We start from the raw sequence: 26,242 nt of genomic DNA, 5'->3' as shown, positions 1-26,242 counted from the left end.
TCGCTCTCCGGCGGCACCCGGCTCAGTACGCTGTGCGCTGTTCACGGCCTGTCGCTCCCACTCGCGCAGTCCTGTCGGTGTCACGCCACCGGATGGTTCCGGGCACGCAATGCGTTCCAGGTGACCACCCGCAGATCAAGCGAGGAGTACGCGTTCTGGGTGGCGCGCTTGGCGGCGAGGGCGTCGGAGGGGCGGCCGACCGTGCCGCTGGAAGGACTTCGGCCCCGTGCTTGCTCGCTCCCGGAACGGCTCGGCGTCAGGAGTCGGTGGCCGCCGCGGTGGTTGTCATCGACGGGCGGCGTCCGAGGACCGGGCTCGCGGACTCCAGGAGCGATGCCAGCCGCAGCAGCGAGTCCTCGGCGTACCAGGTGGTGACGAGCTGGACGCCTGTCGGCAAGCCGTCCGCGGTGGCGCCGAACGGGAGCGACAACGCCGGCAGACCGGTGAGGTTGAACGGGACGGTGGCCCGCATGACGTCCCGCGCCGGGATCTCGACCCCGTCGAGGTCGTGACGGGACTGGGCCGGCAGCGGCGCGGGGAACGGCACCACCGGGCACAGCAGCGCGTCGTAGCGGCTGAAGCAGGCCGCGAACTCGTCCCGCATGCGTTCCACGACGCTTTGGGCCTTGACCACATCGGCCGACGAGGGCTCGGTGGCTCGCAAGGTGGCGCGCGTGGCCCGGTGCAGGCTGTCCTCGTGTTCCGCGGTCAACGTCCGTAGGAAGGGGAGGACTTCGGCCGTGTACAGGGTGGCGCTGAGGTGGGTGGCGTTGTACTCCTCCAGGACGGGTATCCGGGCCGGCTCGACGGTGAGCCCCGACGCGGTGAGGGCGTCGGACGCGGCCCGGACCGTGGCCACGATGTCGGTGTCGACGGGGCCGAATTCCGACGACAGCAGCACGCCGACGCGCAGCGGTTGGCCGTCGGCTGCGCCTTGAGGGATGTCACACGGCGCGGTTGCGTATCCGTCGATGCCGTCAGGTCCGGCGAGGATCCGGTAGGCGGTCGCGATGTCACGGACGGTGCGGGCCATGGGGCCGACGTGCCAGTAGCGACGGAGTACAGGCGGCCAGTGCCCCGTGTTCGGAATACGGCCGTGTGTGGCCTTCAGGGCGACGATGCCCGTGAAGTGCGCGGGGCCACGGACCGAGATGGCCACGTCGCTGCCCAGGCCCAGCGGCGACATACCGGCCGCGATCAGCGCCGCCTCACCCCCGCTGGACCCACCCGGAGTCCGCCGCGGATCCCAGGGGTTACGAGTACGGCCCACCAGGAGGTTGTCGGTCTCCGTCCAGTAGGAGAACTCCGGCAGACTCGTCTTGGCGAGTGGGATGGCACCGGCCGCACGCATCCGCGCCACGGCCGTCGCGTCGGCCGCCGGGACGTGGTCGGCGAACAGCCGCGATCCCCGCGTGGTCAGCACGCCGGCGGTGTCGAGCGAGTCCTTGATCGTGAAGGGGACTCCGTGCAGCGGACCGAGGTCGTCGCCGCGCGCGACGGCGGAGTCCGCCTCGTCCGCCGCGGCCAGAGCCCGTTCACCGAGGAGGGTGATCACACCGCGAATGTCCGGATCCACTGCCGCGATGCGATCGAGATGGGCCTGCACCACCTCACGAGAGGACGCCTCACGGGCCCGGATGCACTGTGCCAGTTCCGTCGCGTCCAGAGCGTTCAGAACGGTCATCACTCCCCCACGACGTCACCCGTGCACTGCCGACACCTTACAGAGCGGCTCCCCGCCCCACAGGAGCCGCCTCTGGACGCGACCCGCTGAGTTCCTCCAGCTCTGACGTCGTTCGAAGGGGCTGTGACGGGGCGCCTGTTGGCTCGGGCACCCGCTCCATTCGCATAATCGAGCCGCGGTCGAAGTCGCCTTCTGATCACCGCGAAGCCGTTCCGCCATCCATCACGGGCGCCATGCGGTCCGCGGGGACTGCCGCTTTCACCAGGACAGCGGTCACCAGGACATTCGACGTGGGGAGCACCGATCGGTGACGCTCGAAGCCCCGGACCGCTTTCGCGAGGTGGCTGACCGGGCTCCCCAACTCCCGTGCGGCGGCCCAAGGGGAACCCTCGTTCCCGACCGTGGTCCGGCGGCGACCGCAAGGTCACTCGGGTGCGGACACCGCGGGCGGTCGCTCCCGCTCCGTGGGCCGCTCCGGGAAGAGGCAGCGCGTGCCGCGCTCGTCGGGCGACCCGCGCCACCCAACCTGCCTCTGCCGGGGGTAGTCATCAGCGGGTCTGGCTTCCCGGCGAGACAGCCGGTGAAGTGGGCGTTGCCGACCCGGCGCCCGAACATGCCGCTCTCACCCACGGAGGATGCCTTGAGCGCCACGGCCAGCGAACACGATCCCGTCGAGATGGTGGACGCCTCCGATTTCGTCTTCGCCAGACGCGTCTGGGTCGACGCCGCACCCGCCCTCGTGTACACGCTGGTCAGTGACGTGTCCGCGGTGGGCCGATGGAGCCCGAACGCGACCGACGTCACCTTCGACCCGGGCGCCGGCCCATGGGTCGGCGCATGGTTCAGCGGCCTCAACCGCAAGGGCGGCAAGGAATGGACCAGCCGCTCCCAGGTGGTGCAGGCCGAACCCGGTACTGCCTTCAGCTTCGTGGTCGGTGGCGCGGAGGAGGGCATCGTGCGATGGAGCTGGACCTTCCACCCTCAGGGGCGGGGAACCGTCGTCCAGCAGTCCTGGCAACTCCTGCGCACCGACCCGGTGTTGGGCACCACCCGTGCCGACCTCGACGCGCTCCGCGACTACATGGCGAACAGCGTCGAAATGACTCTGGTCTCCCTGGCCCAATGGGTTGCTGAACAAGGCCGGCCACTGCGCACCCCGCGCAGCCCTGTTCCGGAGTCCTCACACCTTCCCCGGCAGGCGGCACCTCAGACGAACGCGCCCGCGGAAGACGGGTGAAGCCCGCGTTGCGGGACGGCGCGGACCAGATCGTCGCGGTCGGTGTGGACGACGTTGGCTCTGGTGGGCCCGTCGCAGCAGGAAGGAGGCGAACTCCTGCGGGCGCCCTTGAGGCCTTGGCGGGCGCCGAACAACGAGGGCCGCGGCCACGCCCGCGCGGACGCGGACCTCGCCGTTGGCCTCACTGCTCCCCCGCGGCTCCTCGAACGCGGATATGTCGATCCCCGTCCGGTACTGCCTGTTCGCGGTCCACGCCTGCGGCTTGGTCCACTAGGCCGTGTATCGAAAGTGGATCTTGACCTATGAATGATCGTGTTTCATGGGGCGGGGAGATCTCACGGATGAACAGTGGGCTGTGCTGGAGCCGTTGTTGCCGACGGGGACGAAGGTGGGGCGGCCGCCCGTCTGGCCGCGGCGGCAGCTGATCGACGGCATACGGTTCCGTGTCCGGACCGGTGTTCCGTGCCGGGATGTGCCCGTCGAGTACGGGCCGTGGGGCCGGATCTACGACTTGTTCCGCCGGTGGCAGCGGGATGGCATCTGGCACCGGGTTCTCACCCGGCTCCAGGCTCTGCCCGACGCACAGGGGGCGATCTCGTGGGACCTGAGCGTCGACTCCACGGTGTGTCGCGCTCATCAGCATGCGGCCGGGGCCCGAAAGCACGGTGACCTGCAGAAGGAACCGCAGGGCGGTGTCCTCACCGAGCCTCGTGATCACGGACTGGGCCGCTCGCGCGGCGGGTTCACCACCAAACTGCACCTGGCTGTCGAGCAGGGCCAGAAGCCTCTATCGATCGTGGTGACGGCCGGGCAGCGCGGCGACTCGCCACAGTTCGAGGCCGTGCTGGAGAAGATTCGCGTGCCCCGCGTCGGGGTGGGCCGGCCACGCATTCGCCCGGACCGCGTGCGCGCTGACAAGGCTTACGCCTCCCGCAAGAACCGCGCCCACCTGCGTAGACGAGGTATCCGCTGCACCATCCCGGACAAGGCCGACCATGCGCGTCACCGCAAGCAGCGCGGCTCCCGCGGCGGTCGGCCGCCGAAGTTCGACCCGGTCGACTACCGCGAGCGCCACGCGGTCGAGTGCGGCATTAATCGCCTCAAAAGGCATCGTGCCGTGGCCACGAGATACGACAAACTCGCGGTTCGTTACGAGGCAACCGTTCTCGTCGCGGCCATCAACGAGTGGCTGTAACCAGCATATTCGAGATACATCCTAGACCGCTGCCTTCCGCATCCCAGTCAGAAAGCCCCTGACCGCGGCCAGTTCTCGCTCGTCGTATCCCCGCAGCAGGTCCACCGCCCGATCGATGAGCGGTCCGAAGTGGGACCAGCCGAGGGCGACCGCCCGCTCGTCCACTTCGATGGTGACCTTGCGGCGGTCCCGCGCATCGCGCACCCGCCGCACATGCCCGGCCCGTTCCAGGCGGTCGACCAGTGCTGTGGTTCCTGCCGAGTTGAGCCCGAGAGCGGTGCCTAGGTGCCCTGCTGTGGTCTCCTCGCCGGCGCGGGCGGCGTCCATCAGGGCGATCAGCGCACGCACGTCGGTGGGGTGCATGCCGTTGCGCTGTGCGAACCGGGTGCTGTGCCTGCCCAGGTCGACAGCCACCGCGCGCAGCAGGTGGACGATCTCCATCTCGGGCCCCGGCTCGGCTCGTTCGACGAGTTCCTCACCCTCCTGATCGGGCACGGACCACCTCCACGTATTATCTCGCCCAACAAGTATCTTGCTGAGCGAGATAATAGAGGAGTCGCCGTTCATGAACGCTCGCGATACGTACGACGCCGACAACTTCCTCATGGCCTACGACAAGGTCATGACCAAGTGGCCTGCCGCTCGCGAGACGGCGACCGTTCCCACGCCCTTCGGCACGACACACGTCAACGTATGCGGCCCGGCCGACAGGCCCTCGCTCATCCTCCTGCCCGGCGGAGGGGGCGCAACCTCCGCGTCCTGGTACGCGCAGGCCGCCGAACTGTCCCGCACCCACCGGGTGTTCGCCGTCGACTTGATCGGCGCCCCCGGACGCAGCACTCCCGACGGCGACCGCCGCCCCCGTACGGTCGCCGACCTGTCGGCCTGGCTGGACGCGCTACTCGACGGCCTCGGAGTGGCCGAGACCGACCTGGGCGGACACTCGTACGGCGCCTGGATCGCGCTGCATCACGCCATGCGCGCGCCCGACCGGATACGCCGCCTGGCCCTTCTGGACCCGACCCAGTGCTTCGCCGGGTTCAGCCCGGCCTACCTGCTGCACGCACTGCCCATGCTGCTGCGGAACACACCCCGCCGGGTCCGCGCCTTCCTGGGGTGGGAGACCAAAGGCTCCGCCCTCGATCCCGACTGGCTCGCCCTCCAAGAGGCGGCCGCCGGTTTCCCCTCTCTCCGACCCGTAACCGGGCCACGCCCGGCACCGGACGCCCTGCGCGGCCTGGACCTGCCGGTCCTGTTGCTCCTCGCCGGAAGCAGCAGGGCCCATGACCCCTCCAAGGTGGCCGCCCGCGCCGAGGCGCTGCTGCCACGCGTCGCAACGACCGTGCTGCGGGATGTGTCCCATCACGCGCTTCCGCACGCCATCCCGCCCGGGGCGAACCGTAGCCTCGCCGGCTTCCTGGAACGGTCCGGTAACTGAGTCTCAGCCCGCCCCGGGCACCGCACCCTGAAAATCAACCCTCGTTTAGCTCCGCTGATAGCACTTCCGATACACGGCCTAGGGCCTGTCCGCCCAGGCATGATCCAAACGGCAGGCCCTCAGCGCCTGCCACCGACGGCGTGCGCGTGCGGTGGGCGAACGCCACCCCGTGCCGGGTGCACGTGCACCCGGGTTCAGCCCGTCCGGAACGAGAGCCGCGCGTTCACCGAGTCAGGTGTCGACCGGCCCTGCCGCGGTGCGCCCGCTGTCGCCGCGGTGGCCACCAGGGACCCGGCGCACTCATCCCGCACGCGAACGCCCAGGCTCTCCGGCGCCCATGGGCGACCTTCAGCCGTCTTCCCCCGCGGTGAGGCGTTGGAGCAGATCCAGCAAGGTGGTGCGGTCTTCTTCGGACAAGGCGGAGTAGCACGTGGCCAGCGCCTCGTCGGCGACTCGGTGTCCAGCCCCCAGGATCTCCTCGCCCGAGGACGTGAGGTGATGCTCGATGCGCCGGCCGTGTCCCGGCCGGCGCTCGACCAGGCCCTGGGCCACCAGCCGGCCGGCGAGCGTTCCGAAAGCCTGCTCGCTCTGGAAAGTCGCCGCGGCCAGTGCACGGGCCGACGCCCCGGGCGACCGGCTGATCGCCCTGAGCGCATCCCACTGAGCGAGCGTCGTACCGATCGCCGAAAGGCGGGTCTCGAGCGCCCGGTGCTGTTGGTACTGGACCTGCTTGACCGCTCTTCCGAGAACTTGCAGCTCACCATGCATGGGTAGAGCCTACCTCAAACTAAGCTAGATTAATTAAACATCTTTAGTTAGAGTGGGTGCCATGCCCGAAGACCACGAAGTCACCCTGTACGAAGACCTGTCCATCGCTGTGTCCGAAGCCGGAAGCGGCAGGCCGGCCCTGCTCCTGCACGGCGGTGGGGGCCGCGCCACGGTCGCCGGCCTCGCAGAGCATCTTTCCCGGACGACACACACCATCACGCCCGTGCACCCCGGCTGGGACGGCACCCACCGCCCCCCGTGGCTCACCGGTATCGACGATCTCGCTCTCGCCTACCTGCACTGCTTGCACGACCTCCGGCTACGGGACGTTCTCGTCGTCGGTTCCTCCCTCGGCGGCTGGGCCGCCGCCGAAATGGCCGTACGGGACACCGCGGGAATCATCACCGGCCTCGTCCTCATCGACGCCGTGGGCGTGCACGTCGAGAGCGAACCGATCCGAGACTTCTTCGCCCTCGACGCCCGCAATGTCGCCGAGTACGCGTGGCACGACTCACGGCGTCACTACCTCGATCCCGCGGACGTCCCGGCCGACCAACTCGCGCAGAGGCAGGCCAACATGGCCACCATGCGCGTACTCGCGGGCAACCCCTACATGCACGATCCCAAGCTGCTCCGCCGGCTCGGGCGCGTGCGCCTTCCCACGCTCCTGCTCTGGGGGGAGAGCGACCGCATCGTCACTCCTGCCTACGGCGCGACGTACGCCGACGCGTTCACCGACGGCCGACTCGAGGTCATCCCCGAAGCGGGCCACCTGCCGCACATCGAACAGCCGGCCGCCACCTTCGCCCTGATCGACGCCTACCTCGATCAGACGGACACCACCCACCGGCCCGTCAGCGCACACGCGCGATGAGAGGCTTCCGCAGCGCCGACGGACGCGGTGGTTCCCCAGCGACCACACGTCCGTCGACAACGCACCTTGACGGCTTCGCCGGCGCGCATCCGTCATCACGGCACCCCTGTCCCTGGGATGGCGCTGATGTTCCACCGAGGTGGCGCTGCAGTACAAGCGTGGCCGTTGTTGATCTTCATAGGGTGAGGATTGAGGGGCTGTCAGGTTGACCTGAAGGGGGATGGTCCATGGGTTGATCGCGCATGCTGGTGTACGGCGCGGGCGAGTTCGCCGCGACCCTCACCCGCCAGGGCGCTCTGCTCGGCTTCCGGGTCACGGTGTGCGACGCTCGCCCCGTCTTCACCACCCCCGAGCGCTTCCCGGACGCCGACGAGGTCGTCGTGGACTGGCCCCACCGCCACCTCACCGCCGAAGCGGCGGCGCGACGCGTGGACGCCCGCACCGTCGTCGTCTCGCTCACACACGACCCTAAGTTCGAGGTCCCGCTGCTGGCGGCCGCGTTGCGGATGGATCTTGGCTACGTCGGCGCCATGGGCTCGCGCCGTAGCGTCGAGCAGCGCAAGACGTCACTGCGGGCCACGGGCCTGACGGATGCCCGGCTGGCACGGCTCAGCGCGCCCGTGGGGCTCCTCGCGGCGGCCTTGTAGAGCGCGGCAGCCGGCCTTTCGGATCGGTTCGAGCCGCGCCGCGTACAGCGCGTGGATCAGGCCGGTGCGATCACCGAAGGCACGGAAGAGCGTTGCCTTGCCGACGCCCGCTTCCGCCGCGATGTCGGCCATGGTGACGGACTCCGGGCTCTCGCAGCGGGCGAAGAGACTGTCGGCCGCCGCGAGGACAGCCGCCCGGTTGCGTACTGCGTCCTTACGTGGCCTGCGTTCGGGCATGCGGTTCCTCCGTTTGCAAAGCGGACCTGGGTCCGCATTGTCGAAAGCGAAACGGACCCAGGGTCCGCATCGTGCGGGACGGAGGACCCATGCCCACGAACACGGAGCCGGCGGACCGCAGGCGCTGAGGTACGGCGACATCGCCGTCATCCTCACCCAGGTCACGGGCAGGAACGTCACCCACCGGCAGCTGACGTACGAGGTGGAGCTCGCCTTCGGGTACGTGCTGGCGATACAGGACCGGAGCGAGCACGGCCCTGCCACCGTCGTCGATCGGACGAGGGCCGTTCCGGCGCCGACCATCCTGTTGTTGCGGCTGGCTGAGGACATCATCCTGCCCGTCACGGACCTGGCGGCCGATGCCGATCCGTGCGCGGACTCCTTCGCTCTGGACGAGGTCGGGGGCGTCCTGCTGGCCGCGCTGAGGAGATCACAGACCACCGCACTGTGAGGCGGCGCACCGGAGGTAGGGAATGACCGTTCCGCACGTGAGTACCGCGCCTCACCCGGGGGACTACCTCCAGATCGCTTCGGAACGGATGGCAGTCGACGGCGTGCCGGACGGCGAGGGATTCGCCCGGATCGAGCGGGTGGAGGTCATCACCGACATCGCCCGCATCCCCTCTGTGCGGGCTCTCGGTCTGTCCACCCGCGGACGTCCAGCCCGCTGGACGGGGGCGGTTGCAGAAACCATGTGGATACACGAGTAACCGACGGACTGTAACCGGCAGTTGGAAGGCTTCCCGAGTCGTTCAAGATCGACGGAGGGAGCCCTCACGCAATGGCACAGCCTCACAGCCGGACCACCACCAGTCGGCGTTCGTTCTTGCGCAACGTCGGTCTCAGCAGCGGTGCCGGCGCCATGTTCGCCACCATGGGCGCCCTGGGCCTCGCCCCGACCGCACAGGCCGCGCAGCACGAAGAGCCTTTCCGTGCCCTCAGGGCGAGCGACTTCACCCTCACCGGTCGCAGCGCCGCCAAGGTCGTCGTCCTCGGCGGCGGCATCGCCGGGCTGACCACCGCGTACGAACTCGGCAAGGCCGGCTACGACTGTACGGTCCTGGAGGCCAGAGACCGCACCGGCGGCCGCAACTTCACCGTACGCGGCGGTGATTCAACCACCGACCTGTACGGCAACCGGCAGACCGCCCGCTTCGCCGAGGGCCACTACATGAACGCCGGGCCCGCCCGCATCCCGCAGTGGATGGTCACCCTGGACTACTGCCGTGAACTCGGCGTTCCCATCGAGGTGTTCACCAACGTCAACGCCGACGCCTACCTCTTCAACGAGTCGGCCGGAATGACGAAGCCCGTGCGGTACCGGACCGCGAAAGCCGATGTTTACGGCTATGTCTCCGAGTTGCTCGCCAAGGCCACCAACAAGGGCGCGCTCGACAAGGAGTTGACGGCCGAGGACCAGGAACGGCTCGTCGACTTCCTCCAGGACTGGGGGGAACTCGGCGGCAAGCTGACGTACGAGGGCGGCGAACGCCGCGGATACTCCGCCGTCCCGGCAGCCGCCGGCACTCCAGGCGTCCTGCTCGGCGACCTCCCGACCGCCTCCCAGGTCTTCGCCAGCGGCGTCGGCCGCTACTTCTCCTTCGAGTTCGGTTTCGACCAGGCCATGCTGATGTTCCAGCCGGTCGGCGGCATGGACCAGATACCGAGAGCGCTGACCAGGGCCGTCGGCGCCCACCGCATCCGTACCGGGGCGGCCGTCAGGAAAATCACCGACAAGGGCAGCGGCGTCACCGTCACCTACACCCAGGGCGGCCGTACGAAGGTCGTCGAGGCCGACTACTGCGTCGCCGCCATGCCGCCCAACATCCTCGCCAAGATCCCGCACAACCTGGGCTCCGGCGTGCAGAGCGCCTTGGAGGCCATCACCCCCTCGTCCGCGGCCAAGATCGGCCTGGAGTACCGCTCCCGCTGGTGGGAACTGGACCACAACATCTACGGCGGCATCACCGAGACCGACCAGGACGTCGTGCACATCTGGCACCCCTCGTACGGCTTCCACAGCGAGCGCGGCATCATGATCGGCTACTACAACTACGGCGACGACGCCGACTCGTACGCCAAGCTCGCCCCCAAGGAGCGCGAGAAGCGCGCGGTGGCCGCCGGCGTGAAGATCTACGGCGAGAAGTACCGCACGGACCTCGTCTCCTCCTTCTCCCACCACTGGCGCCAGACACCCCACCTGGAGGCCGCCTGGCACGACACGCCCGGCGGCCCCGACGCCCCGCGCTACAAGCCGCTGAACGAGCCCTCCGGGCGGGTCCACTTCGCCGGTGACTGGCTCAGCTACACCGACGCCTGGATGCACGGTGCGTTCACCTCGGCCCGCAAGGCCGTGACCGCCCTGCACACGCGTGTGCTATCGGATTAGCACAGACACATTTGAAAGCATGGCGGACATGTTCTATGTAGGCGCCTATTGGGGGCCACGCGCTGAATCAGCCACTGAGTGCGCCCAACGGCTGTCTGGCTGCCTGAGTAATCTTGCGGCAGCGCACCCCGCCCCTGGCGACGTGGTTCCATAAGGGCAAGAGCAAGTCCGCAGCCTCTGTGAATTCAGTAGACACCAACGCGAATGCGTTGGAATACCTCCTGACTGGAGGGCGTAACCGCACAGATATCGACGGTCACGTCATCAACGAACTCGGATTCCGTGTATCACTGTGGAACAAGAACCCTGTCCCAGTCTCGTTCAGCAGCACCTGCGGGGCTACTGAAGTTGAACTCGTGATGTCGGTGCAGCTGGCTCTTTGAGGCGCTGGCTGGCCCACTCCTCCGCTTGTCAGTCCTGATCGGTAGTCTCCGGCAGCAGTCCACAGGGCAGAGGAGGATGGTTCGTATGGGGGCGAAGACAGCCGTGCTGGCCTACGCGGATGTCGCCGTGGCGGACATCCTTCAGGCCTCGCCAGAGAGTGACCACGATCGCGCTGCCGCTCTGGTGGCTCGGGTTCGCCCAGGTCAGTGCATTGAGGAGGACGGCGAGGAGCTCTGGGAGTTGGCGGAAGCCGTGTACCCGCCGATGGGGACGGTGTGCGCTCTGTCGGTCCCGGGACTCGACTTGGTCTGCGATCAGGAGTTCATGATCGATCGCCCGTCGCAGCTCGCTGAGTACCTCGTTGCCGCCAGCCGGGGTCGACGCCTCTACCTCCACGCGATGCACAGTGTCGTTGACTGGCTGGCCCTCGCGATCTGGGAAGATGGCCGACTGGTGCGTTCGCTGAGTCTGTCCCCGGACACCGGAATCATCGAGGATATCGGCCAAAGGCTGCCGTTCGAGCTGCCCTACTGGGAGGGTCGGCACCGAGCGCAGCCCGACGCCCCTGGTGAGGACGACGAGCCCTATCCGCTGCCGTTCCATCCACTCGAGCTGGGTGAGCGGGCGATGATGGAGTTCTTCGGCTTCTATGTCGAAGGCTGCATGGCTGGGTATGAGGCCGCCGAGCCGGTGGTGGACGTCTGGGCTGTCGAACTGCAGGGCTTTCGAGTGACGCCGCCTGACGAAAAGAACTGACCAGGGAGGCTGTCAAAGGACAGCCCGGTGGCACTCAGGCATCCGTCGATCACGTGTGGTTGTCAATCCCCTCGCAGCGTGGAGCCGCCGCTGCGGATCACCCTGCTCGCGCAGAGCGCGACCGGGTGGGCACGGCTGTGCCGCCTGGTGTCCGCCGCGCACGCCGAGGCCGACGGCGCGGCGCCGGTCGTGTGCTGGCCCACGCTGCGCGCGTGCGCCGACCGGGGCCTGGTGGTGCTGCTCGGCCCGGCCTCCGAACCGGTGCGGGCCCTGTCCGCCGGCCGCCCCGACATCGCCGAGCGGCTGCTCGCGCCGTGGCGGGAGCTGGCCGGGGAACGGCTGCTGTTCGAAGCCGTGTATCTCGGGCGGCAGGGCACCGGCGCCGGCTCGCTGCGGCTGGCCGCGCGCACCGTGGGATTGGCCGACCATCTCGGCGTGGGCGTGGTGCTGACGAACGCGGTCCGCTACGCCGACCCCGACCAGCACCGGCTGGCGGACGTCCTGGATGCGGCCCGGTTGCTGCGTCCCGTCGATCGCCGGTACTTGGACGGCGGCGAGCGGTGGCTGAAGGGCCCGGCCGCCATGGCCGCGGCCGCCGAGCGGATCGCCCGTGCCGTCAGTGACGACTCCGCCCGGGCCGTGCGCCTGCTGGCGGAGACCGAGGACACCGGCCAGTCCTGCACCCTCACCCCGGCCGATCTCGGACTGGGCAGGCCGCACTTCCCCGAGCCGTCCGTCGTGGGCGCCACCGGCAAGCCGGGTTCGGCGATGCGGCTGCTGCGTCAGCGCTGCGAGGCCGGCATGGTCGCCCGCGGCCTGGACCGGGATGAGCATGCTGTACGATAGCTCGACTACGAACTGGACGTCATCGGCCGGTTGGGCTACGAGGGGTATTTCCTGGCCGTGGCCCAGGTGGTGGCGGATACCCGGGCGCTGGGTACCCGGGCCCCGCGCGCGGCTGGTGCGGGCTCCATGGTCAACCACGCGCTGTTCGTGGCCACCGCCAACCCTCTTGAGCACCGGTTGTTGTTTGAGCGTTTCCTCTCGGAGCGGCGGACGTCGCTGCCGGACATCGACCTCGATGTGGAGTCCGAGCGGCGCCTGGAGGTGTACGACGCGATCATCGAGCGGTTCGGACGGGAGCGGACCGCGGTCACCGGTATGCCCGAGACGTACAGGGCGCGGCATGCCCTGCGGTTCCCTGTCAAGTCCAGCGTGTCGAGCTCGACCAGCGATCGGCATGGCCGTAGTGGGGCCGAGCAGGGTTCTCTTCCGGAGTTGTTCGAAGACGAGAGCTTGGCAGCGGAGGGGCGACTGAAGATCAGCAGAGTGCACCGCTCCGCAGGCATTCGGCTGACATTGCGTTTAGGAGCAGGCCCGGCCAAGCGGCGGCTCAGCGACGCAGCTTGACCTTGCTGACCGCTGCTACGCCCAGGGCGGCAAGGGCGATCTGGAAGAGCCACTCGATCCAGTCGACACCGTGGGTGTCGGCGACGCCGAAGCCGGAGGCGATGGCCGTGCCGATGAACGCGGCGACGATGCCGATCAGGATCGTCCAGAGGACGCCGATGCGCTGGCGTCCGGGGACGACGAGTCGGCCGAGGACCCCGATCACGATGCCGATGACGATCGCGCTGATGATGCCTGAGATCTCCATGGCCGGTTGTCACCCCTCAGTCGTTGGTGACATGCGAGTGCCCGTTCGAAAGGCAATCAGTCCGGGGGGCACGGTCTATGGCCTGCTGTCCTGCGGCGGCGTACCACTCGCGCGCTCGGTCCGTTCGGGTGCCGGGGCCGACGGTCGCTCCGTGCCGGGGGCGGTCGCGCCGGTGCCCGGTACGGCGGTCTCACCCGGGATGGCCCGGGGAGGCGTGTCTGCCGCCGTCTCGTTCTCCTCCTCCTTCTTTATGGCGTGGGCCTCGGCCTTGAGGATGCGGGCCGACTTGCCTGCGGAGCGGGCCAGCTCGGGGCCCTTCTTGGCGAGGATGACGGCTATGACCACGATGAGGATGACGGCGAGTTCGCTCAGTCCGAACATGGTGTCCTGCTCTCTCTTCTCCGGGACCCGGGCCTGGACGGCGCGAGCGTAGCGGCGGTGGCGCTCAAAGGTGGGGCGTGACGGCGGGAAGCAGGTCCTGGAAGGTGCGGCCGGTGGCGGGTGCGCCGATGGCCTTCATCTGCCAGCCGCCGCCAAAGCGGTGGACCTTCGCCATGATCTGGGCGGTGTGAGCGCCGCCGCCGGTGAGCGTGTAGCGGGCCAGTTCGGCGCCGGTCGTCTCGTCGACCAGCCGGCAGAAGGCGTTCTGCACCTCGGCGAAGGTCTGGCCGGTGAAGGAGTTGACGGTGAAGACGATTTGGTCGATGTGGGCGGGCACGCGGGCCAGGTCGACCAGGACGGCCTCGTCGTCGCCTCCCGTGCCCGCGCCGCCGGTGAGGTTGTCGCCGGTGTGCCGGACCGAGCCGTCGTCGCTGACCAGGTGCTGGAAGAAGACGACGTCCGCGGCCTGCCCGGCGGCGAAGAGGACGGCGGAGGCGTCCAGGTCGATCTCGCGCGTCCTGGTGAGCTTGGCGAGGAAGCCCTTGCGGGGGGCGGCCTGCCAGCCGAGGCCCATGCGGACGGACGTCAAGGCGGTGCCGTCGGACTTACTGAGGCTGATCTGCTGGCCCTTGCTCAGGTTGACCGACATGAGAGGGGTGCTCCTTCGGGTTGGTGGCGGTGCGGGAGTCATGGAAGTGGGTGGTACGGACGCCCAGGGTCGGGGTGGGGCGGGAGGGACGGATCCTCGTGGAGGCACCGCCGCAGGTGGGGCAGCATGCCCCGTTCCAGCAGGGCCCGCTGCCAGTTCTGCCGTGCCTGCTGCACGCGTGCCTCGTGTGTGGGTCCGTCGCCGCCGCGTATCGCCGTTCTCAGCATCGCGGCGAAGGCGAGGAGGGCGCTGGTGCCGGCGGTCAGCGTCAGGACCCATCCGGCGGTGATCAGTGAGCCGGGGAGCGGGTCTTCCGTGCCGGTCAGTTGGAGCAGGTAGCCGAGGACGAGCAGGACCGCGGCGGATGTGGCGGCGATGAGCGGGGTGAGTACCGCCAGGGCCGGCAGCAGGCTGCCGGCGGCGCGGTGTGGCGGCGGGTCGGACTCCCCCGATGTACGCAAGGCGAGGTACGTGCCGTATTCCGCGCGTGCCGTGGCGGCTATCTCGTCGGCGTCCCCGAGTGCGCGGAGACGCAGGCGTGCCGTGGCCTGGCCGGTGGGGTCGGCGTTCAGGGCCGCCTGTATGTCCGTGGTGGTGAGGGCCAGGTGCAGTACCGCTTCGAAGTCCGGCCTGTCCTCCTGGCGAAGGCGCAGTGGGTCGGCCACATGGTCTCCTGACGGGTGGAAGGCTTCGGTGTCGGTCTCGGAGCAGTGCGGAGGCGGCGCCGGACCTGCTCCGGGAAGGGGCCGGTCCGGCGCCGCCTCCGTGGGGTGTCAGACGCCCACGCCGAAGTCGGAGGCGATCCCGGCCAGGCCCGAGGCGTAGCCCTGGCCGACGGCGCGGAACTTCCACTCGGCGCCGTTGTGGTAGAGCTCGCCGAAGACCATCGCAGTCTCGGTGGAGGCGTCCTCGGACAGGTCGTAGCGGGCGATCTCGGCGCCGCCGGCCTGGTTGACGATGCGGATGAATGCGTTGCGGACCTGGCCGAAGCTCTGGCCGCGGTTCTCGGCGTCGTGGATGGACACCGGGAACACGATCCTGTCGACCTCGGCGGGTACGCCCGCGAGGTTCACCTTGACGACCTCGTCGTCACCCTCACCTTCACCGGTGAGGTTGTCGCCGGTGTGCTCCACCGAACCGTCGGGGCTCTTGAGGTTGTTGTAGAAGACGAAGTGCTGATCGGACAGGACCTTGCCGGACGTGTCGAGGAGCAGCGCGGAGGCGTCGAGGTCGTAGTCGGTGCCGGTGGTGGTACGGACGTCCCAGCCCAGACCGACCAGGACGGCGGTCAGGCCCGGTGCCTCCTTGCTGAGCGAGACGTTGCCGCCCTTGGACAGGGAAACTCCCACTGCGTACTCCTTCTCGGCAGGTGCGGTCGAGGCCCGTGGCACGGGCCCAGGCTCATGAATCTACATCACTGTAGAGAAGGTGGAGGGTGGCGCGACCGTGCCTCGGGCTCAGCACGGCCGTGCCATGTCCCGCGTCAGGCCCGTGAGTTGCCGAACAACAGGCGATAGGTGATCAGCAGCACGAGTGCACCCGCGATGGCCGAGCCCCAGGTCGCGGCGTCGAAGAAATCCCGCTGCGCCGGCCGGTCGAGGAAATGCGCCGACAGCCAGCCGCCCAGGAAGGCGCCGGCGATGCCGATGGCCGTCGTGCCGACGCAACCGCCCGGATCGCGTCCGGGCAGGATGGCCTTGGCGATCGCTCCGGCGAGGAGTCCCAGCGCCAGCCACGCGATGACACCCATGCCCCAACGCTCCTTTCCTGGTCCCTCTTGTGTGTGGGCATGCCGTGGGGGCAGCGAGCTTCTACAATTTTGTAGAGGGTGTGGCGGGGCTCTTCGGGGCTCGTCGGGCGGCGTGATGGCCCTGGGGGCGTCTATACGATGTCCGCTTGGGAAACGGACGGCGGCGGAAGGAAGACAGGGCGTGACTGAGCAGCGGCAGCGTCCCCGGCGGCGGGGGCAGGGTGAGCTGGAGGCGCTGGTCCTGTCGGCGCTGAGGGAGGCGGACGGCCCGGCTACGGCTGGCTGGGTGCAGGAGCGCCTGGGCGGCGACCTCGCCTATACGACCGTCATCACCATCTTGACCCGGTTGCTGGCCAAGGGAGCGGTCACGCGGGAGCGCGCGGGCCGGTCCTTCGCCTGGACGTCCGCGTCGGATCAGGCGGGTCTGGCCGCCCACAAGATGCGCAGGGTGCTGGACTCCGAGGGTGACCGCGAGGCGGTGCTGGCCAGCTTCGTGACCGGCCTCGGCCCGGACGACGAGCGGCTGCTGCGCGAGCTGCTGGGTCAGTCGAGGAACGAAGGGGAAGACTGAAGCCTCATGGGGGTGTTCGTCTTTCTGCCGCTGGTGCTGCCCTTGACAGCGTGGCCGATCGGGCGCCTGGCCGAGCAGCATCTCCATCCACGGACCGCGACGCGGTTGCTGACCGGGGTGGCCGCGGTGATGGCGGCTTGCAGCACGCTGTGCCTCGGCCTGGCGATGATGGTCGGCACCGCCCAGCTTCCCGGAAACCCGCTGCCCGACGGATGGTCGGACCCCGAGGCGCGGGCGGCGGTCCCGTACGACGAGGTCGTCGGTAAGGTCGCGATTCCTGCGCTCGTTGTGGTGCTGGTGGCGTGCGGCCGGGCGCTGTGGCGGCACGGGCGGGTGCGCCGTCGGGCCCACCGTGCGCTGGCCGGGCTGCGGGAGACGGAGGTGGCCGTCCTTCCGGATGACGTTCCCTACGCGTACGCGTTGCCGGGAGGCGGTCGGCGGGATCGTGTGGTGGTGACCACGGCCATGCTGGACTGCCTCGAACCGGCCGAGCGCCGGGCGTTGTTCGCCCACGAGCGGGCCCATCTGGCCGCGCGCCACCACCGCTTCCTTCTCGCGGTCCAGTTGGCCGCGCGGGCCAACCCGTTCCTGCGTCCGCTGCGTACGACGGTGGCGTACACGGCGGAACGGTGGGCGGACGAGGATGCGGCCCAGACGGTCGGTAGCCGCCGGGCCGTGGCGTGCGCGATCGGCAAGGCGGCCCTGGTATCCCGAGGTACCCCGGTGGCGACGCTGGCCGCCTTGGCCGCGGCGGGACCGGTGCCGCGCCGGGTGGCGGCTCTGCTCGAACCCGCTCCGGCGGTGCGCAGCTGGCCTTCGCTGTTCACGTCGGTGGGTGTGGCGACGTGGGGCGCGGCGTTGGGGGCTGCCGTGTCGGCGATGTCGTCGGCGAACTCCGCCGTGACGATGGTCTTCATCCTGCACGCGGCCACGCCCCTTTGATCCGGGCGAGGTGGGGCGTCAGGCATGGTCGGTGAGCGCGGCGAGTCCGGCGACGAGCCCCGCGAAGGCCAGTAGCGCGAGCAAGCAGACGAACAACACCAGCCAGCCCGCCAGGATGCCCGCCAAGGTCAGCCCGCGCCCGTCCCCGCCCATCCGCCGGCCCCTCAATCGGCCCACATGCCCGGCGGGGATGGCGATCAGAGCGCCCAGCATGGTCCGGCCGAGGAAGATGCCGGGGGTTGATCCAGGCGATGCCGGTGGCGAAGTTGGCGAGGAAGGCGACTCCGCCGAGCGCGGAGAACGCACTGACCTTCGCCGCCCGGTTCCGTTCCCCGAACGCCCGCGCCGACTCTCCGACTGCCGTCCGCGCGTCGTTGGTGCTGCTCACGCCCAGTCCCTCAAGGCTTCCGTGTCCTGCATGCGTGCGGAGCCAAGGATGTTACGGCCACGCGGACTCCGGTCGAGGTGAGACACCCGCCCTTTCCTCCTTATCTCTACATGGATCTCACCGGCCCACGCCGAGCACACCTACCTCAAGGGACGGGTGGTCAGCCTGCTGCGGTAGCCGTCATGCGCCCCCAGGAGACCGTCGGGGTCCTCTTCGCGTTGGGCGTAGAGGACCACGTGCTCGACGGGGAGCCCTGCCCCCTCCACGAGGCGGAAGACGGTTTCGGCCTCGTCGGTGACGGTCGCGGTGCCCGGCTGCCGGTCCTGGTGGTGCCCGGCGCTGAACGGCAGCGGGATGGGTTCCTGGGGCAGGGCCGAAAGCACGATGCTGACCACCATTCCGGCGCTGGCCAGGACCGCGGCCGTGCGCAGATGCCGCAGTGAGCTTTGCCTCTCGGGCCGGCCGATGTCCGGCATCACTACTCCAGCTCTCACCGGTGGTGGGGCGGGCCAGTACCGAAAGGGCGCGCGGCCCGCCGCACGGTCGGGGTCGGTCAGAGGTCGAACTCGTGGGGCGGCAGGTCCAGGGCGTAGCACGCTTCGCGGACCACGGCCTGCTCGTCCTTGTCGAAGTCGCCGTCGGCGCCGCCGATGACGATTCCGATCTGGATGACGGCCCGTGCTTCGGCGGGCTTCTTTTTCGCCTTGGCGATCTCCTGCATGACGCTCACCTTGCCGAAGTCGAAGTCTGCGGTGAGCTTGTTGAGGTTGTTCTCGAAGCGGCGGCGCAGGTCGTCGGCGGGGAAGTTCTGCAACACCTCGTTGGTGGCGATGAGCTGGGCCACGCGCTGCCGCTCGGACGGGTCGACTGTGCCGTCGGCGGCGGCGACGAGGGCGCACATCGCCATGCTGGCGTCGCGGAAGGCGCCGCTCTTGAGGTCGTTCTTCTTCGCCATGAGCTGGGTCTGCATCGTTGATGCGGACTCCTTGAGGCGGTCCCACAGGGCCATGAGAACTCCGTACGTGTCGGGAGGATGCCCGGACCGAGGTGCTCCGGACAGCGCTTCTTCTACAACACTGTAAAAGTTATCAGCCGGGGCGGGGAGATGTGCGTCTCCACGCCCCCGGCTGATGCATCCTTTACCGTCTGTCGGCCCCCGCTCTCAGCCCTCGTCCTCCCCGTCGCCTTCGAAGAAGTCCCCGACCTCGTCGACGACTTCGGCTGCGACCATGCCGCCGACGACGCCGACCGCGAGCCCGGCGGCGCCTGCGGCGACGGCGGTGCCCATGCCAGATCCGGAACGGCGGTGGTCGTCGTGGTGGTGATCGCCGTGCCCGTAGTGCCCGCCGTGCCCGTGCCCGGCGTACGGGTCACCGTGGCCGTAGGCGCCGTGGGAGGCCTGCGACGCCCGGCGCTCGACCAACTGCCGGATCCAGCCGTCGACTTCCGTGTTCCAGTCGCGGGAGTCGTGGTGGCCGACGGTGAAGCGGGTCAGCGCGTCGTGGTCGCCGGAGAAGAAGCCGCCGCGCTTGTCGGCCTCCAGGACGACCTCGATACCGCCCGGGTTGGCCAGGAAGGTCACCTCGATCTCGTTGACCTGGTGCGCGTACTGCGGCGCCGGGGTCAGCTCGATCTCCTGGTAGAAGGGCAGCTGCTGCCCGGTGCCACCGATGCGCCCGTACTCCAGGTCGGCCGACTTGAAGCCGAAGCCGAGCTGGCCGAGCGCTTCCAGGATGGCCTCCTGGGCAGGCAGTGGTGCGATGTTCAGCTGGTCCAGGTCGCCCTTGTTCTTGGCGCCGGCCACCGCCAGCTCGGTGCGCACGCCCAGGACGATGCCCAGGGCCTGCCCGTACAGCTCGGTGATCGGCGTCTCCCACGGCAGCGTCACCGTGAACGGGATGCTGTGGTGCCGATCCGCGCCCAGCCGGAAACCGCCACCGACGGTGAACCGCTCGAAGGCGACGACGCCCTCGCTCTCGTTTTCGCTGCGCTCGGCCTCGACCCGAGCCACCAGCTCCAGGGTGGTGTGCTCGATGTCGAAGTCGGCATCTCCACCCTTGAGATGGACCTGGCCGGTCGTTGGCGACGTCGGGTTACCGGGGCTGGTCGCGGAGCGGCTCTGCCCGAGCCGGAGATCGGCGAGGTTGACCCGGAAGCCGGCCGGCCGCGGTGGCCGGCTGCTGCGCCAGCGAGCGGCCGCGTGATGCTCGCCGGCGACGCTGCCCACATGGTCTCACCGCAGGGCGGCTTTGGCCGTCCCGCGTCACCTGCGGCGCTACCGCACCGCACGTGTTGCCGGTACCGTTGCCACGCTCTGCTTCGGCGAAGAGGGAGTCCGGCTTGCGGCGGGGATGCCGTCCGAAGAACTGTGCAGCTTCTTCCGGTTTGCCGCACTCGCCGGACGCAGATCATGAGGGCTCCGATGAGGCCCGGCCCTGGGTCGGCCACCCTGCTGCGTCGCCGTCACAGCCGCAGCGGCCGCTATCCTCCCCGCGCTGGAAGCTGGGGCCGGCGCTGGCTGCGGGCAACTGCGTGGTGATGAAACGACGCAAGGAGCAGACCATGCAAGAACCGAATCAGCTTGTAGCAATCGAAGCTTCCGTGTGGCCGGGGCCGTCCTCCGGTGCGGCAAGCGGTTCTGCCAGACGGGACCCGGCTCAACGGGCACCTTCTCCTCAACCTGCCCCGCACCTACGAGTGGAGTTAGATGTCTGCGCTGCCGAGCCGGACTCCACGACGCGGTCGGCCCAGCCGCCGACGTACCCCGCCACGATCCCGAGGGGGACCTCGCGGTCCTCGTCGACCGGGGTGAAGACCTGGAGCGGGATCCCCGTCCAGCCCCTCATGGCCGAGCACGGCTACACCATCGCACCCTCGACTGCCAGGCCCGGGTCCGTCCATTCAACGGCTGATCTTGGTTGTTGAGTCAGTTGCTGGTGGTCTGGGCCTGCAGTTCGCCGTAGGCCTGTCGTTCCTGGGCTTCGGACCACGAGGCCGAACACGACTGCCACTCCCTGGAGCGACTGGAAGTCCTGGCTGACCGGCACCGGCGGCCGAGCCGGACGCCGCCTCCGCCGACTCGGTGACCCGGTCCAGGCCAGGCGGTTTTGCAGGGTCTTGGCGGTTTCGGGGGGCCCAACCGTTGCGCGGCATCGGCCGGTACACGCTCGGCGACACCCTGGGAGCCCGTTTCCCCGGCCGTCGGCTGGGCAGCAGCCATCGGAGTGCTACTCGAGGCTGTTGCCCACGACCGAGCCCCTGCGCGGGAGGGCCGTCGGCCGGTGAGAGCCACGCCGGTGTCGGTGATCAGTGCCGCGTCCTCGCGCAGGGGGAGCTCGACCCGGTCGAGGGGATCTGGTCAGTGCCCTGCGTCCCGTTGGTCTTCTGCAGCGTCGCGTACGACTCCTTGATCCACATCTCTCCCTCCACTGGCGAGCTGGAGCCGGGTCTGGCCACCTCCTGGGCGTGGGCCGACAAGGAGCACCGCAGATTCCGCCTGACGCTTCGTCAGGGGGCGAAGTTCGGTGACGGCACACCGCTGAACGGCCAGGCCGCGGCTGCGTCGCTGAACTCGTACCTCCAGGCGCCTGGGCCGTTCGCCAGCCTGAGCTACCCGCTGAAGAAGGCTGAGGCCGCCGGGTCCGACAAGGTCGACGTGCAGTTCGCGGAGTCCGTCTCCACCCACTACGCCCTCTACCTGCTCGCCGGCCAGAGTGGTGTCGGATATGTGGTGGGTCCCAAGAGCGCCGCCGACCGCAAACACTTGCTCGCGGACACGGACGGCATCGGGCCTTACAAGCTTGATCCCACCCAGACCATCAAGTCGGTCAAGTACGTCTACCTCCCGAATCGCCAGTACCACAACCAGGACGCGATCAAGTACGAAAAGATCGTCCTGAAGCCCGTGATGAACCCGCAGACCCGGCTGAACTCGATCAGGTCGGGCGAGGTGGACTGGGCCCTCAACATCGCCCCGACAGATGTGTCCGCCGTCAAGCAGAGCGGCGCCTCGATTGCTCGCGGTCCGCTCGGATCATTTGCCTCGATGGCGCTGGTCAAGCGCGCGAACGGCCCCTTGGCCGACGAGCGGGTTCGCCAGGCCCTCGCCTACGCGACTCCGCGCCAGGACATCGCCACGGCGATCTTCGGGACCGACGCGGTTCCGACCAGTTCCTACATTGCTGACGGCGCGGAGGGCTACGACGCCGGCAACGTGAACCGGGTCGAGTACAACCCGCAGAAAGCGCGGAAGCTGCTCGCAGAGGCAGGGTACGCAAAAGGACTGAAGATCCAGGTCTTCGACCCCGCCTTCTTCGATCCCTCAAGCGCCATTGGTCAGGCTCTCAAGGCCGCTTATCAAAAAGTCGGCGTGACGCTCAAAATCGTGCCCAGCAACGCGTCCCCGGGAGTTGTCGCCCAAAAGATGGGCAAGTACGACGCGGTGATCATGACCACCGGCGCGAACGGCCTCTCCGAGGCGGTCTTCACCATGTTCCGGCCGAGGGGTTTGGCGAACCCGCTGGGCGTCCCCCTCGACCCCAAGCTGACCAGTCTGATGAAGGCAGCTGCCACTACCGCAGACCCTCAGGATGAGGAGGTGAAGATGAGGGCGGCCACGACGCGCCTTGACGAGCTGGTCTACGCAGTCCCGATCGCCAGCATTCCAACCCTGCAGGCCATCAGCTCGAAGGTCGCCAACGTGAGCGAGAAGTTCTGGACCATCGAAATGAACCCGTTCAGCCCCGTCACGAACGAGGCCTGGCGTCCGGCGAAGTGACACCGGGTGTCCCCGTCTGCGCTGCGTAGGAAGGAAGTGTCGGAACGTGTCTGAGTCCCTCAACTCGAGGTCTCCGACCCGGCGATCGAGTACCGACGCGGCATCCACCGGGCCACCGCGGTCTTGGACGTGCATTTCACAATACGAGCCAGCCAGACACTCGGCCTGGTGGGCGAGTCCGGCTCGGGAAGGACGACGATCGGTCACGCCATCCTCGGGCTGGGGCCCATCAGCGCCGGACGTATCCCGTTCGACAGGCAGGACGTCAGCAGCGACGCCCATCGTCGTCGGCGCCAGGAACCGGACCGGATTGGGGCGATCTTCCAGGACCCGTACAGCTCGCTCAATCCGTCGCTGCCGGTCGCAGTCAGCGTCGCCGAGGAGGTGCCCACGAGTCGGCGCGTGAGGAGCGAAGCGTTCGCCCCCGATGAGCCGGTCAGCGCGCTCGACGTGTCAGTCCAGGCACAGGTGCTGAATGTCCTCAAGGACGCGCAGCGTGCCACTTCGCTCACCTACTGCTTCATCGGTCACGACCTCGACGTCGTGCGCTACCTGTCTGACTGGACCGTGGAGCTCTACCGTGGCCAGGTGCTCGACGAGGACGGGCCCGCGCAGACGGTTGCCCGCCACCCACACCATCCTTACACCCAGGCCCTGGTCGCGGCATCGCCTCAGCTCGACCGGCCGGCGAAGCCAGATCAGCTGCGCCCCGCGCGTGGTCCTCGCCCCTAGCCACCGCGGGGCGGAGGCTGCCCCTTCACACCCAGGTGTGGGTTCGCGGAGGACCGGTGTCGGGTCGAGCAGCCGCCGGTCCACCTCGCGGCCGACGGCGGACACGTTGCATGCCACTGCTATGACGCCGCCGCGGACACGACGGCGGGAGTCCTCGTGCCGCACCTCAAGATTACGACCGGAGAATCACAGCTCATGCTCGAATCCGAACGCCGACGTCAGTCGGTACTGCGCATCTACGACGCCCTGACCGCCGGACGCCTCCATGTCGACAGTGGCGATGTCCTTGAGACGATCTTCTCGCCAGAGGCCCGCCATCACCGCTCCTCCCAGCCGCTCAGCGACGGGCCGGCCGGAGCGCGTCAGCTCTACCTCGAGCTGCAGACTCGCCTTCCCGGAGTCGTCGCAACGGTGAAGCGAACCGTCTCTGATGATGAGTTCGTGGCCGTGCACTGGCAGGCTTCAACGGATCCGCGTGACGAGTTCAGCGGCGAGTCCTGGTGTGAATTCTTCCGCTTCGTCGGCGACCAGGTCGCGGAGCACTGGCAGCTCCACGTCGCCGTGCCGTCGAGCACCATCAGCGGAAGGTCGGTGTTCAGCGATGCCTACCAGCGCACTCACGGTACGGGCCACGGGAAAGCCGCGATGACGGCGATCAACCGCGAGGTGGCGTCGGCGGCCTTCGCCCGATTCATCGAGTTCGACCACACCGTCGTGGCTGATCACTGGGGCGAGGTCTACCTCCAGCACAACGAGAACATCCCCGACGGTCCTGAGGCCATCCGTCGCTCCCTGGAGGAAATCGGCGGCCTTCCGGATGAGTTCAGGCCGAGCTTCACGGTGGTCGCCACTGTCGCTGAAGGCGACCTGGTCTGGTTCCTCGAACGCGTCCGCGTCGCAAATCTGACCGGCCTCGGTGTCGACATCTTCCGACTGGTCGATCGCCGGATCGTGGAGCACTGGGACATCCCGGCACTCAGACCGGGTTCCCTCGATGCTGGGCAGTGACGTGACGATCACGCCGCCGTAGCGGCGCGCTTGACCCCGGTGGCTGCCCATAGGGACATCGCGTCGCGCAACAGCCTCTCCACGGCGAAGTCCTGGGTGCAGCCGTATCCACCGTGAACCTGGAGCGCCTTCGCCGCCACGGCCTGTGCTGGGCCCGCTCGTGCTCCCCGGCCTCCTCGACCTCGACAAGCCGCCGTGCCAAGTCCCGTTGCGCTTGCAGGAGCCGGCCGAAGGGAACCGGGCCACGCTGGTGGCCAGGCCGTACGCGAACAAGACCAGTTTCATGGTCCGGTCGACCTCGGCAAGGGCTACGGAGTGCTGCTCGCGAGGGCGGACAGGGCGGCGCACACCGCGAGGAGCGACGGTCGCGGGTGCGCTCGGCCAGGGTGAACAGCGCCACGAGCACCGCGACGGCGACATCCTGCATCAGCGCGATGGGCCCGCAGCTTCGTCAGGATCGCGCTGGGCCTGAGGCGGAGATGACGCCGTCATGCCCTCCCGGGAGATCCGCGAACTTCCAGTGAGGCCCGTGCGACGTGAAGTTCGCAGGTCAAAGGTCTGGTGCGAGGGGCGAGCGGATACTCATGCTGGTCGTCGGCGGGTGTCCACGGCGAAGATCGTCTGCCGTGGCGGCCGTTGCCGTTGTCGGGTTCTGCCGTGCCGAGGACCGTGCCGCTCTTACCATCCGTCACCGGGGCGGTAGGGGGGGTGTCGCGGGGAGCGTCGGTATGCGGGGGCTGGAGCGGATCACAAACTCGCCCGGACTGAACTGGACGTGCACGCCGCGGAGTCGGCCAAGCAGCCGACAGGAGGTCCAGGCCAGCCGAGTGGGAGAACTGGTGATCGCGGAGCGGGCGCTGAACCGGCTGCCCGAGCAGGACCGGGCCGCGGCGGAAACCGCCGTCGCCCCGGCTCTCGCCCGGGTGGCGGGGCGGGCGGTCCTATCGCGCTCACCGACGACCGGGGCCGACTGCCCTGAATCTCGGTGGCCCGGCCCGGACGCACCTCGGAGATCACTGCCTGCCGCTCGCCGCTGAGCGATAACCAGCGCCGCAGACCTCGGCCTGCGGAAACGGCCGCAGAGGCGCCGCCCCGACACCGGAGGCGGGGCCTCTGCGCGTTGGAAGGGGAATCCGCTGCGGACAGGGTTCGACGCCCGCTCGCGAGCTGGAGTGACCGTCCACCCTTGCCTTCGTTCCGGGCGCAATGCGCCTCATTGCGGCCGTGTTGAGGCCACAAGGAAAGGAACAGACCGACAAGGGCTGCGAAGCAGGTCGGGTCCCCTGCAGGACTCCGTAGGCGAATGCGGCGTTGTCTGTCCGGGGCTCAGGCGACTGAAGCGGGAGGTGCGGGTGCTCGCGAGTGGCGTCCCGGTCAGCCAGGCACCGGTGCGGATGCTGTCGAGGGCCGGAGTGATCATGTGGACGCCCTCGACGTCCTGCATCGCCGCCCGGAGCGGGTCGAGGTCGCAGTAGCTGCATCCCACCACTTCGGCGTCCGGGCCTGTCGCCTGAAAGTTGCTCCGCATCCGAGTCGCGATGAGCGCGTGAAGCGGAGCAGACCGCACTGCACGGCAGGCACGTCGAAGCAGAGCCGATCACTTCCTCCATCACGGTCCGCACCGACAAGAGCTGTCCCGGACCGTGAGGACGCCGCGTCAACGCGCGCAGTTCATCCATTGGACATCTCAAGTACTCCTGGAATTACCCCGCAATTCTCAGCTGCTTCTCACATCCCACCGGTTTCGTGTCCTGCGTGGCCCGATCGGGCCGTACGAC

General features: G+C 68.9%; 28 protein-coding genes and 4 pseudogenes. 17 read left to right on the top strand and 15 right to left on the bottom strand.

What is annotated here, in order from left to right; translation table 11 throughout:
* Positions 1–256: 256 nt before the first annotated feature.
* Positions 257–1,684: an amidase gene (locus ACZ49J_RS25485; protein WP_467451692.1), complete on the bottom strand. Its 1,428-nt coding sequence runs from the start codon at positions 1,682–1,684 to the stop codon at positions 257–259.
* A 640-nt stretch (positions 1,685–2,324) separates the two neighbouring features.
* On the opposite strand from ACZ49J_RS25485, the gene ACZ49J_RS25480 reads away from it, so the two are divergent.
* Together ACZ49J_RS25480 and ACZ49J_RS25475 are read left to right on the top strand one after the other, a co-directional pair.
* Positions 2,325–2,921: an SRPBCC family protein gene (locus tag ACZ49J_RS25480; RefSeq protein WP_467451693.1), complete on the top strand. Its 597-nt coding sequence runs from the start codon at positions 2,325–2,327 to the stop codon at positions 2,919–2,921.
* 319 nt (positions 2,922–3,240) lie between these two features.
* A complete protein-coding gene (locus tag ACZ49J_RS25475) occupies positions 3,241–4,116 on the top strand; it encodes an IS5 family transposase (protein WP_467451694.1) in 876 nt (291 codons plus the stop codon).
* A 21-nt stretch (positions 4,117–4,137) separates the two neighbouring features.
* Here the strand turns inward: ACZ49J_RS25475 and ACZ49J_RS25470 are convergent, their stop codons facing one another.
* Positions 4,138–4,557, bottom strand: coding sequence for a MarR family transcriptional regulator (locus tag ACZ49J_RS25470; RefSeq protein WP_071279751.1), 420 nt, complete (start codon positions 4,555–4,557; stop codon positions 4,138–4,140).
* Positions 4,558–4,681: 124 nt separating this feature from the next.
* On the opposite strand from ACZ49J_RS25470, the gene ACZ49J_RS25465 reads away from it, so the two are divergent.
* Both ACZ49J_RS25465 and ACZ49J_RS25460 read left to right on the top strand, forming a co-directional pair.
* Complete coding sequence (locus ACZ49J_RS25465) at positions 4,682–5,554, top strand: alpha/beta fold hydrolase (protein WP_467451695.1); 873 nt, start codon at positions 4,682–4,684, stop codon at positions 5,552–5,554.
* Between the two features lie 204 nt (positions 5,555–5,758).
* Positions 5,759–5,865 (top strand): annotated as a pseudogene (locus ACZ49J_RS25460) (IS5/IS1182 family transposase); the annotation flags it as partial.
* 37 nt (positions 5,866–5,902) lie between these two features.
* Here the strand turns inward: ACZ49J_RS25460 and ACZ49J_RS25455 are convergent.
* Positions 5,903–6,322 carry a MarR family winged helix-turn-helix transcriptional regulator gene (locus ACZ49J_RS25455; protein ID WP_467451696.1) on the bottom strand — a complete coding sequence of 140 codons (420 nt, stop codon included), beginning with the start codon at positions 6,320–6,322 and terminating at the stop codon, positions 5,903–5,905.
* Positions 6,323–6,383: 61 nt separating this feature from the next.
* Between ACZ49J_RS25455 and ACZ49J_RS25450 the strand changes: the two genes are divergently transcribed.
* Both ACZ49J_RS25450 and ACZ49J_RS25445 read left to right on the top strand, forming a co-directional pair.
* A complete protein-coding gene (locus ACZ49J_RS25450) occupies positions 6,384–7,196 on the top strand; it encodes an alpha/beta fold hydrolase (protein ID WP_467451697.1) in 813 nt (270 codons plus the stop codon).
* Between the two features lie 239 nt (positions 7,197–7,435).
* Positions 7,436–7,825: pseudogene (locus ACZ49J_RS25445) on the top strand (XdhC family protein); the annotation flags it as partial.
* A gap of 30 nt (positions 7,826–7,855) precedes the next feature.
* On the opposite strand, the pseudogene ACZ49J_RS25440 reads toward ACZ49J_RS25445, so the two are convergent.
* Positions 7,856–8,080: pseudogene (locus ACZ49J_RS25440) on the bottom strand (helix-turn-helix domain-containing protein); the annotation flags it as partial.
* A 37-nt stretch (positions 8,081–8,117) separates the two neighbouring features.
* Between ACZ49J_RS25440 and ACZ49J_RS25435 the strand changes: the two are divergent.
* The 6 genes and pseudogenes from ACZ49J_RS25435 to ACZ49J_RS25410 form a co-directional block, all read left to right on the top strand.
* A complete protein-coding gene (locus ACZ49J_RS25435) occupies positions 8,118–8,531 on the top strand; it encodes a hypothetical protein (RefSeq protein ID WP_467451698.1) in 414 nt (137 codons plus the stop codon).
* A gap of 37 nt (positions 8,532–8,568) precedes the next feature.
* Entirely contained in the window at positions 8,569–8,790 is a 222-nt protein-coding gene (locus tag ACZ49J_RS25430; protein ID WP_467451699.1) for a hypothetical protein, read from the top strand.
* Between the two features lie 152 nt (positions 8,791–8,942).
* On the top strand, positions 8,943–10,469 hold the full coding sequence (locus ACZ49J_RS25425; protein WP_467451834.1) for a flavin monoamine oxidase family protein: 1,527 nt from the start codon (positions 8,943–8,945) through the stop codon (positions 10,467–10,469).
* A 19-nt stretch (positions 10,470–10,488) separates the two neighbouring features.
* Entirely contained in the window at positions 10,489–10,623 is a 135-nt protein-coding gene (locus ACZ49J_RS25420) for an Imm52 family immunity protein (RefSeq protein WP_468350327.1), read from the top strand.
* A 314-nt stretch (positions 10,624–10,937) separates the two neighbouring features.
* Entirely contained in the window at positions 10,938–11,609 is a 672-nt protein-coding gene (locus ACZ49J_RS25415; protein ID WP_467451700.1) for a DUF6928 family protein, read from the top strand.
* Positions 11,610–11,636: 27 nt separating this feature from the next.
* A pseudogene (locus tag ACZ49J_RS25410) lies at positions 11,637–12,806 on the top strand (DNA polymerase III subunit alpha); the annotation flags it as partial.
* A 196-nt stretch (positions 12,807–13,002) separates the two neighbouring features.
* Here the strand turns inward: ACZ49J_RS25410 and ACZ49J_RS25405 are convergent.
* The 6 genes from ACZ49J_RS25405 to ACZ49J_RS25380 all read right to left on the bottom strand — a co-directional run bounded on the left by ACZ49J_RS25405 (position 13,003) and on the right by ACZ49J_RS25380 (position 16,046).
* Positions 13,003–13,266, bottom strand: coding sequence for a GlsB/YeaQ/YmgE family stress response membrane protein (locus ACZ49J_RS25405; RefSeq protein WP_467451701.1), 264 nt, complete (start codon positions 13,264–13,266; stop codon positions 13,003–13,005).
* A gap of 75 nt (positions 13,267–13,341) precedes the next feature.
* Positions 13,342–13,647 (bottom strand): twin-arginine translocase TatA/TatE family subunit, encoded by a 306-nt coding sequence (locus ACZ49J_RS25400; RefSeq protein WP_467451702.1) that lies wholly within the window; start codon positions 13,645–13,647, stop codon positions 13,342–13,344.
* 64 nt (positions 13,648–13,711) lie between these two features.
* Positions 13,712–14,296 carry a TerD family protein gene (locus ACZ49J_RS25395; protein ID WP_467451703.1) on the bottom strand — a complete coding sequence of 195 codons (585 nt, stop codon included), beginning with the start codon at positions 14,294–14,296 and terminating at the stop codon, positions 13,712–13,714.
* Positions 14,297–14,334: 38 nt separating this feature from the next.
* The gene (locus ACZ49J_RS25390; protein ID WP_467451704.1) at positions 14,335–14,961 is read right to left on the bottom strand and encodes a hypothetical protein; all 627 of its coding nucleotides are present in this window, start codon (positions 14,959–14,961) and stop codon (positions 14,335–14,337) included.
* 108 nt (positions 14,962–15,069) lie between these two features.
* Positions 15,070–15,645, bottom strand: coding sequence for a TerD family protein (locus ACZ49J_RS25385; RefSeq protein WP_467451705.1), 576 nt, complete (start codon positions 15,643–15,645; stop codon positions 15,070–15,072).
* Between the two features lie 134 nt (positions 15,646–15,779).
* Positions 15,780–16,046 (bottom strand): GlsB/YeaQ/YmgE family stress response membrane protein, encoded by a 267-nt coding sequence (locus ACZ49J_RS25380; protein WP_467451706.1) that lies wholly within the window; start codon positions 16,044–16,046, stop codon positions 15,780–15,782.
* A gap of 181 nt (positions 16,047–16,227) precedes the next feature.
* Here ACZ49J_RS25380 and ACZ49J_RS25375 point away from each other — a divergent pair, with 181 nt between their 5' ends.
* Together ACZ49J_RS25375 and ACZ49J_RS25370 are read left to right on the top strand one after the other, a co-directional pair.
* The gene (locus ACZ49J_RS25375; RefSeq protein ID WP_019753563.1) at positions 16,228–16,617 is read left to right on the top strand and encodes a BlaI/MecI/CopY family transcriptional regulator; all 390 of its coding nucleotides are present in this window, start codon (positions 16,228–16,230) and stop codon (positions 16,615–16,617) included.
* A gap of 6 nt (positions 16,618–16,623) precedes the next feature.
* Positions 16,624–17,559 (top strand): M56 family metallopeptidase, encoded by a 936-nt coding sequence (locus ACZ49J_RS25370; RefSeq protein WP_467451707.1) that lies wholly within the window; start codon positions 16,624–16,626, stop codon positions 17,557–17,559.
* Positions 17,560–17,577: 18 nt separating this feature from the next.
* Here ACZ49J_RS25370 and ACZ49J_RS25365 read toward each other — a convergent pair whose 3' ends face one another.
* The 4 genes from ACZ49J_RS25365 to ACZ49J_RS25350 form a co-directional block, all read right to left on the bottom strand.
* The gene (locus ACZ49J_RS25365) at positions 17,578–17,772 is read right to left on the bottom strand and encodes a hypothetical protein (protein WP_467451708.1); all 195 of its coding nucleotides are present in this window, start codon (positions 17,770–17,772) and stop codon (positions 17,578–17,580) included.
* Between the two features lie 315 nt (positions 17,773–18,087).
* Positions 18,088–18,423, bottom strand: a complete 336-nt coding sequence (locus ACZ49J_RS25360; protein WP_467451709.1) for a hypothetical protein — start codon at positions 18,421–18,423, stop codon at positions 18,088–18,090.
* A gap of 77 nt (positions 18,424–18,500) precedes the next feature.
* Entirely contained in the window at positions 18,501–18,956 is a 456-nt protein-coding gene (locus ACZ49J_RS25355) for a tellurite resistance TerB family protein (RefSeq protein ID WP_467451710.1), read from the bottom strand.
* Positions 18,957–19,109: 153 nt separating this feature from the next.
* Complete coding sequence (locus ACZ49J_RS25350; RefSeq protein WP_467451711.1) at positions 19,110–20,174, bottom strand: sporulation protein; 1,065 nt, start codon at positions 20,172–20,174, stop codon at positions 19,110–19,112.
* Between the two features lie 1,179 nt (positions 20,175–21,353).
* On the opposite strand from ACZ49J_RS25350, the gene ACZ49J_RS25345 reads away from it, so the two are divergent.
* The 3 genes from ACZ49J_RS25345 (at position 21,354) to ACZ49J_RS25335 (ending at position 24,464) form a co-directional block, all read left to right on the top strand.
* A complete protein-coding gene (locus ACZ49J_RS25345; RefSeq protein WP_467451712.1) occupies positions 21,354–22,724 on the top strand; it encodes an ABC transporter substrate-binding protein in 1,371 nt (456 codons plus the stop codon).
* A 129-nt stretch (positions 22,725–22,853) separates the two neighbouring features.
* Entirely contained in the window at positions 22,854–23,456 is a 603-nt protein-coding gene (locus ACZ49J_RS25340) for an ATP-binding cassette domain-containing protein (RefSeq protein WP_467451713.1), read from the top strand.
* A gap of 156 nt (positions 23,457–23,612) precedes the next feature.
* Positions 23,613–24,464 carry a nuclear transport factor 2 family protein gene (locus ACZ49J_RS25335; RefSeq protein WP_467451714.1) on the top strand — a complete coding sequence of 284 codons (852 nt, stop codon included), beginning with the start codon at positions 23,613–23,615 and terminating at the stop codon, positions 24,462–24,464.
* Positions 24,465–24,472: 8 nt separating this feature from the next.
* On the opposite strand, the gene ACZ49J_RS25330 is transcribed toward ACZ49J_RS25335, so the two are convergent.
* On the bottom strand, positions 24,473–24,604 hold the full coding sequence (locus ACZ49J_RS25330; RefSeq protein ID WP_467451715.1) for an acyl-CoA dehydrogenase family protein: 132 nt from the start codon (positions 24,602–24,604) through the stop codon (positions 24,473–24,475).
* Between the last annotated feature and the right edge of the window lie 1,638 nt (positions 24,605–26,242).

The sequence above is a fragment of the Streptomyces sp. NPDC030840 genome (assembly GCF_055572015.1).
This window is presented reverse-complemented; position numbering and strand designations above follow the sequence as displayed.

Coding starts and splice junctions, on each gene's coding strand:
- ACZ49J_RS25395 (WP_467451703.1), bottom strand. CDS start 14,296: ATGTCGGTCAACCTGAGCAAGGGCCAGCAGATCAGCCTCAGTAAGTCC.
- ACZ49J_RS25355 (WP_467451710.1), bottom strand. CDS start 18,956: ATGGCCCTGTGGGACCGCCTCAAGGAGTCCGCATCAACGATGCAGACC.
- ACZ49J_RS25380 (WP_467451706.1), bottom strand. CDS start 16,046: ATGGGTGTCATCGCGTGGCTGGCGCTGGGACTCCTCGCCGGAGCGATC.
- ACZ49J_RS25475 (WP_467451694.1), top strand. CDS start 3,241: ATGGGGCGGGGAGATCTCACGGATGAACAGTGGGCTGTGCTGGAGCCG.
- ACZ49J_RS25405 (WP_467451701.1), bottom strand. CDS start 13,266: ATGGAGATCTCAGGCATCATCAGCGCGATCGTCATCGGCATCGTGATC.
- ACZ49J_RS25470 (WP_071279751.1), bottom strand. CDS start 4,557: ATGGAGATCGTCCACCTGCTGCGCGCGGTGGCTGTCGACCTGGGCAGG.
- ACZ49J_RS25400 (WP_467451702.1), bottom strand. CDS start 13,647: ATGTTCGGACTGAGCGAACTCGCCGTCATCCTCATCGTGGTCATAGCC.
- ACZ49J_RS25415 (WP_467451700.1), top strand. CDS start 10,938: ATGGGGGCGAAGACAGCCGTGCTGGCCTACGCGGATGTCGCCGTGGCG.
- ACZ49J_RS25365 (WP_467451708.1), bottom strand. CDS start 17,772: ATGCTGGGCGCTCTGATCGCCATCCCCGCCGGGCATGTGGGCCGATTG.
- ACZ49J_RS25450 (WP_467451697.1), top strand. CDS start 6,384: ATGCCCGAAGACCACGAAGTCACCCTGTACGAAGACCTGTCCATCGCT.
- ACZ49J_RS25425 (WP_467451834.1), top strand. CDS start 8,943: ATGTTCGCCACCATGGGCGCCCTGGGCCTCGCCCCGACCGCACAGGCC.
- ACZ49J_RS25455 (WP_467451696.1), bottom strand. CDS start 6,322: ATGCATGGTGAGCTGCAAGTTCTCGGAAGAGCGGTCAAGCAGGTCCAG.
- ACZ49J_RS25465 (WP_467451695.1), top strand. CDS start 4,682: ATGAACGCTCGCGATACGTACGACGCCGACAACTTCCTCATGGCCTAC.
- ACZ49J_RS25370 (WP_467451707.1), top strand. CDS start 16,624: ATGGGGGTGTTCGTCTTTCTGCCGCTGGTGCTGCCCTTGACAGCGTGG.
- ACZ49J_RS25485 (WP_467451692.1), bottom strand. CDS start 1,684: ATGACCGTTCTGAACGCTCTGGACGCGACGGAACTGGCACAGTGCATC.
- ACZ49J_RS25360 (WP_467451709.1), bottom strand. CDS start 18,423: ATGCCGGACATCGGCCGGCCCGAGAGGCAAAGCTCACTGCGGCATCTG.
- ACZ49J_RS25420 (WP_468350327.1), top strand. CDS start 10,489: ATGGCGGACATGTTCTATGTAGGCGCCTATTGGGGGCCACGCGCTGAA.